Annotated in this window: 10 protein-coding genes and 1 tRNA gene; 10 read left to right on the top strand and 1 reads right to left on the bottom strand. The window is 74.1% G+C overall.

The window, feature by feature from the left end; genetic code table 11:
* Positions 1–28 precede the first annotated feature (28 nt).
* Positions 29–403 carry a hypothetical protein gene (locus Q0817_RS02585; protein ID WP_298583571.1) on the top strand — a complete coding sequence of 125 codons (375 nt, stop codon included), beginning with the start codon at positions 29–31 and terminating at the stop codon, positions 401–403.
* Between the two features lie 159 nt (positions 404–562).
* On the opposite strand, the gene Q0817_RS02580 is transcribed toward Q0817_RS02585, so the two are convergent.
* Positions 563–638: transfer RNA gene (locus Q0817_RS02580), tRNA-Arg, on the bottom strand.
* 106 nt (positions 639–744) lie between these two features.
* Between Q0817_RS02580 and argS the strand changes: the two genes are divergently transcribed.
* The 9 genes from argS to Q0817_RS02535 all read left to right on the top strand — a co-directional run.
* The gene (gene argS, locus Q0817_RS02575) at positions 745–2415 is read left to right on the top strand and encodes an arginine--tRNA ligase (protein ID WP_298583569.1); all 1671 of its coding nucleotides are present in this window, start codon (positions 745–747) and stop codon (positions 2413–2415) included.
* Between the two features lie 4 nt (positions 2416–2419).
* The gene (gene lysA / locus Q0817_RS02570) at positions 2420–3868 is read left to right on the top strand and encodes a diaminopimelate decarboxylase (protein WP_298583567.1); all 1449 of its coding nucleotides are present in this window, start codon (positions 2420–2422) and stop codon (positions 3866–3868) included.
* On the top strand, positions 3869–5191 hold the full coding sequence (locus tag Q0817_RS02565; protein WP_298583565.1) for a homoserine dehydrogenase: 1323 nt from the start codon (positions 3869–3871) through the stop codon (positions 5189–5191).
* Between the two features lie 226 nt (positions 5192–5417).
* Positions 5418–6527, top strand: coding sequence for a threonine synthase (gene thrC / locus Q0817_RS02560; protein ID WP_298583563.1), 1110 nt, complete (start codon positions 5418–5420; stop codon positions 6525–6527).
* A gap of 6 nt (positions 6528–6533) precedes the next feature.
* Positions 6534–7490, top strand: a complete 957-nt coding sequence (gene thrB, locus Q0817_RS02555) for a homoserine kinase (RefSeq protein WP_298583562.1) — start codon at positions 6534–6536, stop codon at positions 7488–7490.
* 326 nt (positions 7491–7816) lie between these two features.
* Positions 7817–10066, top strand: a complete 2250-nt coding sequence (gene rho / locus Q0817_RS02550; RefSeq protein WP_298583560.1) for a transcription termination factor Rho — start codon at positions 7817–7819, stop codon at positions 10064–10066.
* 127 nt (positions 10067–10193) lie between these two features.
* Positions 10194–11276, top strand: coding sequence for a peptide chain release factor 1 (gene prfA / locus Q0817_RS02545; RefSeq protein WP_298583558.1), 1083 nt, complete (start codon positions 10194–10196; stop codon positions 11274–11276).
* A 13-nt stretch (positions 11277–11289) separates the two neighbouring features.
* Positions 11290–12189, top strand: coding sequence for a peptide chain release factor N(5)-glutamine methyltransferase (prmC, locus tag Q0817_RS02540; RefSeq protein ID WP_298583557.1), 900 nt, complete (start codon positions 11290–11292; stop codon positions 12187–12189).
* Positions 12186–13081, top strand: an 896-nt coding sequence (locus tag Q0817_RS02535) for an L-threonylcarbamoyladenylate synthase (RefSeq protein WP_298583555.1), incomplete at its 3' end; no start/stop codon positions are given. The genes prmC and Q0817_RS02535, both read left to right, overlap by 4 nt.

Raw genomic sequence — 13081 nt, 5'->3', positions numbered from 1 at the left:
TCCCGTCCAGCACCAGGAGAGCACCACCGTGAGCCAGACCCCCGACCCGCGCCACCCCCGCCGCCGGCGCACCGGGGGGTGGTTGATGGCCGTGGGCGTGCTGGCCCTGTTCCTCTCGACCTTCACCGTGCCGGAGGCCATCCACCTGATCGCGCGCGTCTCCGCAGGAGAGGCCGAGGGCCTGAACGGGCGCGGGCTGGTGGTCACCGTCGTGGGGGCCGTGACCCTGCTCGGCGGAGGCGCCCTGGCGATCGCCGGGTTCAACTGGCGCCGCTCGGCGGGGGAGGCCCCCAGCCCGGAGGACCGGCTGCTGGACGAGCAGTTCGGCGACGGGCCGGTGCTCCCCTACGACCCGGACCGCTTCCGCGGTCCGGGTGACCGGGACCCCGACGCCCGCGACTGATGCGCCGGCGCCGCCCCGCACCGGCGGGACGGGCGCCCCGGCCGGAACGGCGCAGCCGCGGCTCGCCCGACCGCAGCCGGGGCCGGGGGAGCGCCCCGGCGGCCGCGACGGGGCACGACGAAGGCCCCGGACCAGCTGGTCCGGGGCCTTCGTCCCGAGTGGTGCCCGCGGTAGGATTCGAACCTACGGCCTTCTGCTCCGGAGGCAGACGCTCTATCCCCTGAGCTACGCGGGCCTTTCACCGCCTCAGCGATGAACCTCGACGATACTAGCAGGTTTCGCGGGGTGGTCGACGACCACCCCGGCACGGGCGCGCCACAGCACCTGGTTACACTGGTCCGGTGACTCCAGAACAGCTTTCTCTCGCCGTATCCGCATGCCTGCAGGACGCCGTGGCCCAGGGCGACCTCGCCCTCGCCGACGGCGCCCGGCTGCCGGAGGTGCGGATCGAGCGACCGAAGAACCGGGAGCACGGGGACTGGGCGACCAACATCGCCATGCAGCTCGCCAAGAAGGTGGGGCGGGCCCCGCGGGACGTCGCCGCCGTGGTCAGGGACCGGCTGCAGGACACCGCGGGCGTGGCCGCCGTCGACGTGGCCGGCCCGGGCTTCCTCAACATCACCCTGGACGCCGCGGCCGCCGGGGAGATCGCCCGGACCGTCGTGGAGCAGGGCGAGGCCTTCGGCAGGACCCGGTTGCTGGCCGGGACGGCCGTGAACCTGGAGTTCGTCTCCGCGAACCCCACCGGCCCGGTCCACCTGGGCGGCACCCGCTGGGCCGCGGTCGGCGACTCCCTCGCCCGCGTGCTCGAGGCGCAGGGCGCGGACGTGGTGCGCGAGTACTACTTCAACGACGCCGGCGCGCAGATCGACCGCTTCGCCCGCTCCCTGCTGGCCCGCGCCCAGGGCGAGCCCGCCCCCGAGGACGGCTACGGCGGGGAGTACATCACCGACATCGCCGGACGGATCGTCGCCGAGGACCCCGGCGTCCTCGAGTCCGGTGACCCGCAGGAGGCGTTCCGCGCCGCGGGCGTCGAGCTGATGTTCGCCGAGATCAAGTCCTCGCTGCACGACTTCGGCGTGGACTTCGACGTGTACTTCCACGAGCAGTCCCTGTTCGCCAACGGCGCCGTGGAGAAGCTCCTCGAGCAGCTCAAGACCTCCGGCGCCCTCTACTTCGCGGACGGCGCGTGGTGGCTGCGCTCCAGCGCCTACGGCGACGACAAGGACCGCGTGGTCGTCAAGTCGGACGGGCAGGCCGCCTACATCGCCGGGGACATCGCCTACTTCAAGGACAAGCGGGACCGCGGGGCGGACCTGTGCATCTACATGCTCGGGGCCGACCACCACGGCTACGTGGCCCGGCTCAAGGCCGCCGCCGCGGCCCTGGGCGACGCCCCGGACCGGGTCGAGGTGCTCATCGGCCAGATGGTCAACCTCGTCCAGGACGGCGTCCCCGTGCGGATGTCCAAGCGCGCCGGCAACGTGGTGACCATGGAGGACCTGGTCGAGGCCGTCGGCGTGGACGCCGCCCGGTACTCGCTCACCCGCTTCTCCGTGGACTCCAACATCGACATCGACCTGGGCCTGCTGACCCGCCGCTCCAACGAGAACCCGGTCTTCTATGTCCAGTACGCCCACGCCCGCACGTGCGCCGTGGGGCGCAACGCCGAGGCGGCGGGAGTCGCCCGCACGGACGAGCGGGGCGCGGCCGTGTTCGACGCGGCGCTGCTCGACCACCCGATGGAGGGGGAGCTGCTGGCCGCCCTCGGCCAGTACCCGTCGGTGCTCGCCCAGGCCGCCGAGTTCCGCGAGCCGCACCGCGTGGCGCGCCACCTCGAGGTGCTGGCCGGGACCTACCACCGCTGGTACGACGTCTGCCGCGTGGCGCCGCAGGGCGAGGACGAGGTCACCGACCTGCACCGCACCCGCCTGTGGCTCAACGACGCCGCGCGCCAGGTCCTGGCCAACGGCCTCGGCGTGCTCGGCGTGTCCGCCCCGGAGAGGATGTGATCGCATGACCGTCGACCGGACCACCCGCACCGGGGGCTCCCCGCTGGCGCCCGACTGGCTCCGCGTGCCCGAGGACCTCGACGCGCTCGACCCCGTCATCTGGCCCGAGGCGTTCCGCCGCGGCGCGGACGGCGCGCTGGCGGTCTCGGGGATCCCCGTGACGGAGCTCGCCGAGCGCTACGGCACCCCCTCCTACGTGTACTCCGAGGACACCTTCCGGGCCCGCGCCCGCGAGTTCCGCTCCGCCTTCACCGAGGCGTTCGCGCGGATCGGCGCCGAGGTCTCCGTCTACTACGCCGGCAAGTCCTTCCTGACCACCGAGGTGGTGCGCTGGCTGCGCGAGGAGGGCCTCAACGTGGACACCGCCTCGGGCGGGGAGCTGGCCGTCGCCCTGCGCGGCGGCATGGACCCCGCCCGGATCGCCCTGCACGGCAACAACAAGTCCGCGGCCGAGATCACCCGCGCCCTCGACCACGGCCTCGGGCGGATCGTCGTGGACTCCCTCGCCGAGATCGAGCTCGTGGCCCACCTGGCGCGCACCCTCGGTGTCGTCGCCCCCGTGCTGATCCGCGTCACCCCCGGGGTGCACGCGTCCACGCACGAGTTCATCGCCACCGCCCACGAGGACCAGAAGTTCGGCCTGTCCCTCGCCGCCCCCGAGGGCGGCGGGGACAGCCCGGCGATGCAGGCCGTCGCGGCCTGCGTCCTGGAGCCGGAGCTGGACCTGCGCGGGATCCACTGCCACATCGGCTCCCAGATCTTCGACGCCGACGGCTTCGGGATGGCGGCCGAGCGGGTGCTCGCCTTCATGGCCGACGCCGACGAGCGCTTCGGCCTGACCCTGCCGGAGCTCGACCTCGGCGGCGGCTACGGCATCGCCTACACCGAGGCGGACACCCCCCGCCCGGCCCGCGAGATCGCGGAGGCGCTCGCGGACCAGGTGGCCGCCACCGCCCGGTCCCTGCGCATGGCCGTCCCGCACCTGTCCATCGAGCCCGGCCGCGCGATCTCCGGGCCGGCCGCGTGCACCCTCTACACCGTGGGCACCCTGAAGACCGTCACGGCGGAGTCCGGTGCACCGCGCCGGTACGTCTCCGTGGACGGCGGGATGAGCGACAACGCCCGGCCCGTGCTCTACGGCGCCGACTACACCGCCGTGCTCGCGAACCGCCGCGCCGAGGGGGACCCCGTGCTCTCCCGGGTCGTGGGCAAGCACTGCGAGTCCGGGGACATCGTGGTCCGGGACGTCTACCTGCCCGCGGACCTCGCCCCCGGGGACGTCCTGGCGGTGCCCGCCACGGGCGCCTACTGCTGGGCCCTGTCCAGCAACTACAACTGGATCGCCCGCCCGCCGGTCGTCGCCGTCCGCGCCGCCGGAGGCCCGCCGGAAGCACGGCTCATCGTGCGGGGCGAGACCGAAGAAGACCTGTTCGCCCGCGACCTGGGAGCCTGATTGACCGCCTCGACCCCTGAGCCCACCCGCCCGCCCTCGACCGTGAAGGTCGCCCTGCTCGGTGCCGGCAACGTCGGCGCCGAGGTGGCCCGGACCCTGCTCGACCACGGCCCCGAGTTCGCCGCCCGCGTGGGCGCGCCCGTCGAGCTCATCGGGATCGCCGTGCGGGACCTCACCGCCCGGCGGACCGTCGAGCTGCCCGAGGAGCTGCTCATGACCGACGCCGACGCCCTCGTCGACGCCGCGGACGTGGTCATCGAGCTGACCGGTGGCATCGAGCCGGCCCGCAGCCGCATCCTGCGGGCCCTGCACGCGGGCAAGCCGGTGATCTCGGGCAACAAGGCCCTCATCGCCCGGCACGGCCGCCAGCTCCAGGACGCGGCCGACGCCGCCGGCGTGCCGCTGTCCTACGAGGCCGCCGTGGCCGGCGCGATCCCGATCGTGCGGCCCATGCAGGACTCCCTGGCGGGGGACCGGGTGGACCGCGTGCTGGGCATCATGAACGGCACCACGAACTACATCCTCGACCAGATGGACACCACGGGCGCGCCGTTCGACGACGCCCTCGCCGAGGCGCAGCGCCTCGGCTACGCCGAGGCGGACCCCACGGCCGACGTGGAGGGCCACGACGCCGCGGCGAAGGCCGCGATCCTCGCGTCCCTGGCCTTCCACTCGACCTTCACCATCGACGACGTGTACTGCCGGGGCATCACCGGGGTCACCGCCGCGGACGTCGCCGCCGCCCGCGAGGCCGGCTACGTGATCAAGCTCCTGGCGGTCTGCGAGCGCTGCGGGGACGGCGTGAACCTGCGGGTCACCCCGACCATGATCCCGCGGGAGCACCCGCTGGCCGGCGTGCACGGCGCCTACAACGCCGTGTTCGTCGAGGCCGCGAACGCCGGGTCCCTCATGTTCTACGGCGCGGGCGCCGGCGGTGCCGCCACCGCCTCGGCCGTGCTCGGCGACTTCGTCTCGGCCGCGCGCCGGCTCGTGCTCGGCGGCCCGGCCCAGGGCGCGGACCCCCACGCCCAGCTGCCCGCCGCGCCGATGGACGACGTCCGCACGAGCTTCTCGATCACCCTCACGGTCCAGGACCGGCTCGGCGTCCTGGCGCGGATCGCCCAGATCTTCGCCGACCACGGGGTGTCGATCTTCACGATGCAGCAGAAGGACCACCCGCACGGCGACCCGCGGCTGTCGGAGATCCGGCTCGTGACCCACCGGGGCGCCAACAAGGACCTCGTGGCGACGGTGGACGCCCTCCGCGAGCTGCCCTTCGTCGAGGAGGTCGCCGGTGTGATCCGCGTGGAGCACGCCGACTGAACCGCCCGGCGGGGCCGCCCCGGCCCCCGGCGGGCCCCCCCCCCGCGGGGGGGGGGGGGGGGGGGGGGGGGGCGGCGGGGGGCCCCCCCCCCCCCCCCCCCCGGGGGGGCCCCCCCCCCCCCGGGCCCCCCCCCGCCCCCGGAGGCGCCCCCCCCCCCCCCCGCGCACCCCGCGCCGCACGAGCACACCCCCCGCACCATCGAGTCCACAGGAAGAGATCCAGCACATGGCACACGTCTGGCAGGGCGTCATCAACGAGTACCGGGACCGGCTGCCGGTCTCCGAGTCCACCGAGGTCATCACGATGGGGGAGGGCGGCACGCCGCTGATCCGGGCGCGTGCGCTGTCGGAGCTCACCGGCAACACCGTCTGGCTGAAGTTCGAGGGCATGAACCCGACCGGCTCGTTCAAGGACCGGGGCATGACCATGGCCATCACGAAGGCCAAGGAGGAGGGGGCCGAAGCGGTGGTGTGCGCATCGACGGGCAACACGTCCGCCTCCGCCGCGGCGTACGCCAAGCAGGCCGGGCTCACGTGCGCGGTGCTCGTGCCCGAGGGGCGGATCGCCATGGGCAAGCTCTCCCAGGCCGTGGCGCACGGCGCGGACATCATCCAGGTGGACGGCAACTTCGACAACTGCCTCGAGGTGGCCCGCAAGCTCTCCGAGTCCTATCCCGTGTTCCTCGTGAACTCCGTGAACCCGTACCGGATCGAGGGCCAGAAGACCGGGGCGTTCGAGGTCGTCGACACCCTCGGCGACGCGCCGGACCTGCACATCCTCCCCGTCGGCAACGCGGGCAACATCACCGCGTACTGGAAGGGCTACCAGGAGTACGCCCGGCCGTACGACTCCCCGACCTCGGGCGCGCTGCCCGCCGTCTCGACGAAGCTGCCCGTGATGTGGGGCTTCCAGGCCGAGGGGGCGGCGCCGCTGGTCCTCGGCCACCCCGTCACGGAGCCCGAGACGATCGCGACCGCCATCCGGATCGGCAACCCCGCGTCCTGGGACTCCGCGATCGCCGCCCGCGACGAGTCCGGCGGGCTCATCGGCTCCGTCTCGGACGACGAGATCCTGGCCGCCCACCGGTGGCTCTCGGCCAAGGAGGGCGTGTTCGTCGAACCGGGCTCCGCCGCGGGCGTCGCCGGCCTGCTCCAGAAGCACGCCGCGGGGGAGGCCCCCACGGGGAAGACGATCGTCATCACCGTGACCGGCCACGGCCTCAAGGACCCGCAGTGGGCGATCAAGGCCGCCGAGAAGGAGGACCCCGCGCTGGTCGAGCCCCAGCGCGTGCCCTTCGACGTCGTGGCCGTCGCCGCCGCGCTGGGCCTGGAGTAGTCCCGGATGTTCGAGATCGGCCAGCGGGTCGCGGTGAGCGTGCCCGGGTCCAGCGGCAACGTGGGCCCCGGCTACGACAGCCTGGGCCTCGCGCTCGGCCACTACGACGACCTCGCCGTGACCGTGACCGGCGGCGGCCTCCAGTTCGAGCTCCACGGCGAGGGCTCCGCGTCCGTGCCCCGGTCCGCGGAGCACCTGGTGGTCCGCGCCATGCGGGCCGCCTTCCGGGCCGCCGGCGTCGAAGAGCTGCCGGGACTGCGGCTCGAGGCGACCAACCGGATCCCGCACGGCCGCGGCATGGGCTCGAGCGCCTCGGCCGTGGTGGCCGGCGTGCTCGCGGCGAACGCGCTGCTGCCCGCGGACCGCGTGCTCGACGACCGGCGCCTGCTCCAGGTCGCCGCCGCGATGGAGGGCCACCCGGACAACGTGGCCCCGTCCCTCTACGGGGGCCTCGTGATCTCCTGGACCGACGCGGACGGCTACCGCAGCGCCCCCGTGACGGTCCACGAGGACGTCGTCCCGGTGGTCGCGATCCCCGACTTCGAGGTCCCCACCCGCCTCGCCCGCTCCCTGCTGCCCGCGACCGTCCCGCACCACGACGCCGCGGTCAACGCCGGACGGACGGCTCTGCTCGTCGAGGCCCTGACCCGGCGCCCCGAGCTGCTGCTGCCCGCCACCGAGGACCGGCTGCACCAGCCGTACCGGGCCTCCGCCATGCCCCCGAGCGCCCGGCTGATGACCGCGCTGCGGGAGCGCGGGCTGCCGGCCATGATCTCCGGTGCCGGTCCGACCGTCCTGGTCCTGGCTGCGGACCGGCACCAGGCGCAGGAGACGGAACGGGCTCTCGGGGAGCTCGTGGGGCCCGGGGCCGGCACCGGATCCGTCTCCTGGCGTGTCCTCCGTCTGCGGGTCGACGGCCAGGGTGCTAAGCTGGAGAGGCACCCGCAGCAGATCCAGGGGTAGGAGACCGCGCCCGGCGCGGTGAGGACAGCGGGCATCATGAGGGGCAGCGCCCCGGTCCGATGCGCCGAGGTCCTCGGCTCCACCGCCTCAGATCCTCCGGTGATCCCCCGCCGGCACCGGCTTCTTCGATGCCGTCGGCGCACCGGCCCGCACCGACACGGGCCGGGGCGCACCACGATCCTGCGGGCAACACCTTGTTCGCCCAGGCTGCCGCGCCCTGAAGTGCGCCCCGCCGCAGGCGGCCCGCCATCGCGGCCCGCCGGGAACCATCCACGGTCCTGGACTCTGAGATCCATGGGCCCCCCACCGAGGGAGAAGGACACTTCGTGACCGAGACCACCGACCTTTCCACGGGTACGGAAGAGACCACCACCAGCGATCCCCGGAGTGCGGGCCTGTCCGCGCTCAAGCTGGCCCAGCTCCAGGCGCTCGCCTCGCAGCTCGGGATCACCGGCGCCCGCCGGATGCGCAAGAGCCTGCTGGTCGACGCGATCGCCGCCCACCAGCGCGGCGGTGCCGTGGCCGACCGGGACCGGGCCGTCGAGGAGAAGATCGCGCAGACGGTCGAGAAGACCGCCGAGAGCGGCGCCGACCAGGGCCCCGCCCCGGCCGCCGCGAGCTCCGGCGAGGACTCGGCCGGCGCGCAGGGCGCCGAGAGCGGCCAGCCGCAGCGGCGCTCGCGCTCACGCCGGGCCACGAGCACCGGCGTGGTGTCCGACACCGAGCAGCAGGGCACTGCGCAGCAGGGCACTGCGCAGCAGGGCACCGAGCAGCAGCCGGCCGAGCGCCCCGCCGCGTCGTCCGAGCAGACCGCTCCCGCCGAGGACTCCTCCGGCTCCGAGAGCGAGGGCGGCCGCAACCGCAACCGCAGCCGCCGCAACCGCAACCGCGACGACAACGGCCAGGGCGGCGGCCAGGACGCCGGGCAGCAGTCCGAGGGCGCGCGTTCCTCGACCGAGGGCCGTGACGACGACCAGTCGAAGCAGGACCGGAACCGCAACCAGAACCGGGGCCAGGACAACCGGGGTCAGGACAAGGGCGGGCAGGACGGTCGCCAGGACAACCGGGGCCAGGACAAGAGCGGGCAGGACGGTCGCCAGGACAACCGAGGCCAGGACAACCGGGGCCAGGACAAGGGCGACGGCCGCACCAAGCGGGAGAACCGCTCCGAGGGCGGGAAGTCCCAGGACGGCAAGGGCCAGGACGGCAAGGGCCAGGACAACCGTCAGGACAACCGCCAGGACAACCGGGGCCAGGACGGCGACGGCGGCAGCCGCCGCAGCCGGCGCAACCGCAACCGCAACGACCGCGACCGGGACCGCAGCGACCGCAACGACCGCGCCGAGCGCAACGAGCGCCGCAACCGCCGCGGGCGCAGCACCGGCCCCGAGGTCGACGACACGGAGTTCACCGAGGACGACGTCCTGCTGCCCGTCGCGGGCATCCTGGACGTCCTCGACAACTACGCGTTCGTGCGCACCTCCGGCTACCTCCCCGGCCCGAACGACGTCTACGTCAGCCTCGCCCAGGTCAAGAAGCACAACCTGCGCAAGGGCGACGCCGTGGTCGGCGCCATCCGCGCCCCCCGCGAGGGCGAGCAGCAGAACAACACGCGGCAGAAGTTCAACGCGCTGGTCCAGCTGACCACGGTCAACGGCAAGAAGACCGAGGAGAACAAGGACCGCGTGGACTTCGGGAAGCTGATCCCGCTGTACCCGCAGGAGCGGCTGCGCCTCGAGACGGAGCCCAAGAAGATCGGGCCCCGCGTCGTCGACCTCGTCGCGCCCATCGGCAAGGGCCAGCGCGGCCTCATCGTCTCCCCGCCGAAGGCAGGCAAGACGCTGATGCTGCAGGCGATCGCCAACGCGATCACCACGAACAACCCCGAGGTCCACCTCATGATGGTGCTCGTCGACGAGCGCCCCGAGGAGGTCACGGACATGCAGCGCACGGTCAAGGGCGAGGTCATCGCCTCGACCTTCGACCGCCCGGCGGACGACCACACCACGGTCGCCGAGCTCGCGATCGAGCGGGCCAAGCGGCTCGTGGAGATGGGCATGGACGTGGTGGTCCTCCTGGACTCCATGACCCGCCTGGGCCGTGCCTACAACCTCTCGGCCCCCGCGTCCGGGCGCATCCTCTCGGGCGGCGTGGACTCCGCGGCGCTCTACCCGCCGAAGAAGTTCTTCGGCGCGGCCCGCAACATCGAGAACGGCGGCTCGCTCACGATCCTCGCGACCGCCCTCGTGGAGACCGGGTCCAAGATGGACGAGGTCATCTTCGAGGAGTTCAAGGGCACCGGCAACATGGAGCTGCGGCTGTCCCGCTCGCTCGCGGACAAGCGGATCTACCCGGCCGTGGACGTCAACTCCTCGGGCACCCGCCGCGAGGAGAACCTCCTCTCCCCGGACGAGATCAAGATCATGTGGAAGCTGCGCCGCGTCCTCTCCGGGCTCGACCAGCAGCAGGCCCTCGAGCTGCTCACGAACAAGCTGCGGGACACCCAGTCCAACACCGAGTTCCTGCTCCAGGTGCAGAAGACCACGCTGTCGGCCCGCGCCGAGAGCGACCGCTAGCACGCCCGCAGCCGCCGCGGCCCGCTCCGGATCCCCGGACCGGGCCGCGGCGGCGTCGTCGTGCCCGGGCCCCTCCCGCGCGCGACCCGACCGCCGTCGTCACCGCCGCCCGATGAAGGAGCGTCCCATGCCGGACCCGATCCAGTCCCTGCTCGACGAGCACGCCGAGCTGCAGCGGCAGCTCGCCGATCCCGCCGTCCACGCGGAGCAGGGCAAGGCCCGCCGCCTGGGGCGCCGCTACGCCGAGCTCAACGGCATCGTCGAGGCCCACCGCCGGGTCCAGCGCCTCGAGGAGGACCTGGGCGCGGCCCGCGAGCTCGCCGCCGAGGAGCCCGAGTTCGCCGAGGAGATCCCGGCGCTCGAGGAGCAGCTCACGGCCGCCCGCGAGAAGCTGCGCCGGCTGCTCGTCCCCCGCGACCCCGACGACGGGCGCAACGTGATCCTGGAGGTCAAGGCGGGGGAGGGCGGCGACGAGTCGGCGCTCTTCGCCGGGGACCTGCTGCGCATGTACCTGAAGTACGCGGAGGCCCGCGGCTGGAAGACCGAGTTCATCTCGACCAACGACTCCGACCTGGGCGGCTACAAGGACGTGCAGGTCGCGATCAAGTCGAGCGCCACGGACCCCGCCGAGGGCGTGTGGGCGCGGCTGAAGTACGAGGGCGGGGTGCACCGCGTGCAGCGCGTGCCGGTCACCGAGTCGCAGGGGCGGATCCACACCTCCGCCGCGGCGGTGCTCGTCTTCCCGGAGGTCGACGAGCCCGAGGAGGTCGAGATCAGCCAGAACGACCTGAAGATCGACGTCTACCGCTCCTCGGGGCCCGGCGGCCAGTCCGTGAACACCACCGACTCCGCGGTGCGCATCACGCACCTGCCCACGGGCATCGTGGTGGCCATGCAGAACGAGAAGTCGCAGCTGCAGAACCGCGAGGCCGCGATGCGGGTGCTGCGGGCCCGCATCCTGGCCCACCAGCAGGAGCAGATCGACGCGGACAACGCCGCGCAGCGCCGCTCGCAGGTGCGGACCATGGACCGGTCCGAGCGGATCCGCACCTACAACTTCCCCGAGAACCGGATCAACGACCACCGCACCGGGTACAAGGCGTACAACCTCGACCACGTCATGGCGGGGGACCTCGAACCGGTCGTGCGCTCGGCGATCGAGATGGACGAGCAGGCCCGGCTCGAGGCCATCGGCCAGCAGGACGCCTGAGCGGGGTCCCGGGATGACCAGGTCGCTGGGCCAGGCGGTGCGCTGGGCGGAGCAGGTGCTCGCCGAGGCGGGGATCGACTCCGCGCGCACCGACGCGCTGCTGCTCGCCGGGCACCTCACGGGCCTGTCCCGGGGGGAGGTCGAGGCGCGGGCCATCATCGGCGGGGACGAGCCCGAGGGCTACGCGGAGCTGGTGGCCGAGCGCGCCCGCCGGATCCCGCTGCAGCACCTCACGGGCGTCGCGCACTTCCGCTACCTGACGCTGGCCGTGGGGCCCGGCGTGTTCGTGCCCCGGCCCGAGACGGAGACCGTGGTGCAGGCCGTGGTCGACGAGCTGCGCGACCAGCTGGCCGCGGGCGTGCACCGGCCGCGCGTGGTGGACCTGGGCACCGGCTCCGGGGCGATCGCCGCCTCGGTGGCCCACGAGGTCCCGCAGGCGCGCGTGCACGCCGTGGAGCTGTCCGGGGCCGCCCACGCGTGGGCGGCGGAGAACCTGCGCGGGACCCGCGCGGAGCTCGTCCGGGGCGATCTGCGCACGGCGTTCCCGGAGCTCGAGGGCCGCTGCGACGTGGTGGTGTCGAATCCGCCGTACATCCCCCCGGACGCGGTCCCGCGCGAGCCGGAGGCCCGGGAGCACGACCCGGAGCTCGCCCTGTACGGGGGCGGGGAGGACGGGCTCGCGCTCCCGCGGGCCGCCCTGGCCTCGGCGGTGCGGCTGCTGCGCCCCGGGGGGTTCTTCGTCATGGAGCACGCCGAGGTGCAGTCCGGTGCCGTGGCGCACGCGTTCCGGGCCGCCGGCCTCGAGGATGTCGTGAGCCACCAGGACCTGACGGGCCGGGACCGGGCCACGGCGGGCCGGACGCCCCGCGGCGACCGCGCACGCACGACCGGGATGGGAGAATGGACGCCGTGAACCACACCGTCTACGACTGCAGCAGCATCGCCCAGCGCACCGCCGGGCTCAAGCACGCCGCGCGCGCCCTCGCGGCCGACGCGTGCGTGGTCCTGCCCACCGACACCGTCTACGGGATCGGGGCCAACGCGTTCTCCGCCCGCGGCGTCGCGACCCTGCTCGCGGCCAAGGGACGGTCGCGCGCGATGCCCCCACCCGTGCTCATCGCCCACGCCGGGGTGCTCGACGGACTCGCGGACGAGGTCTCCGACGACGCCCGCGCGCTCGCCCACGCCTTCTGGCCCGGCGGGCTGACCCTGATCTTCCACTCCCACCCGTCACTGGGCTGGGACCTGGGGGAGACCCACGGCACCGTCGCCCTGCGGGTGCCCGACGACGAGCTCGCCCAGGCGCTGCTCATCGAGAGCGGTCCGCTGGCCGTCTCCTCGGCCAACCGCACCGGCCACCCGGCCGCGTCGACGGCGCAGGCCGCGGTGGACATGCTCGGGGACTCCGTGGAGCTCTACCTGGACGGCGGCGCACGCCCCGTCGGCGGCCCCGCGGACGCGGACCCGGTGTCCTCCACGATCGTGGACTGCACGGGGGAGACCCCGCTGCTGGTGCGCCACGGCACCGTGAGCCTCGCCCGGCTGCGCTCCGTCGTGCCCTCGGTGGTGCCGGCGGACGGCGACGAGGAGCTCGACGGCCCGTCCACGGCGGACCCCTCCACGGCGGACACCGCTCCCGCGGACGCTGCCTCCGCGGAGCCCGCCGCGGCCGCGGGGTCGCACGCGGTGAGCGAGCCCGACCCGGAGGCCGGTCCGCCCGCCGCGGAGCCGGCCGCGCCGCAGGAAACGGACGCCGCCGCACGGGAGGACCAGCAGCCCCCGGCACCCGGTCCGGCGCGGGCCGC

It is taken from the genome of uncultured Kocuria sp. (assembly GCF_947500125.1).
Classification (GTDB): Bacteria; Actinomycetota; Actinomycetes; order Actinomycetales; family Micrococcaceae; genus Kocuria.
Note: the sequence above shows the minus strand (reverse complement) of the source record. Positions and strands in the feature narration are given on the sequence as shown.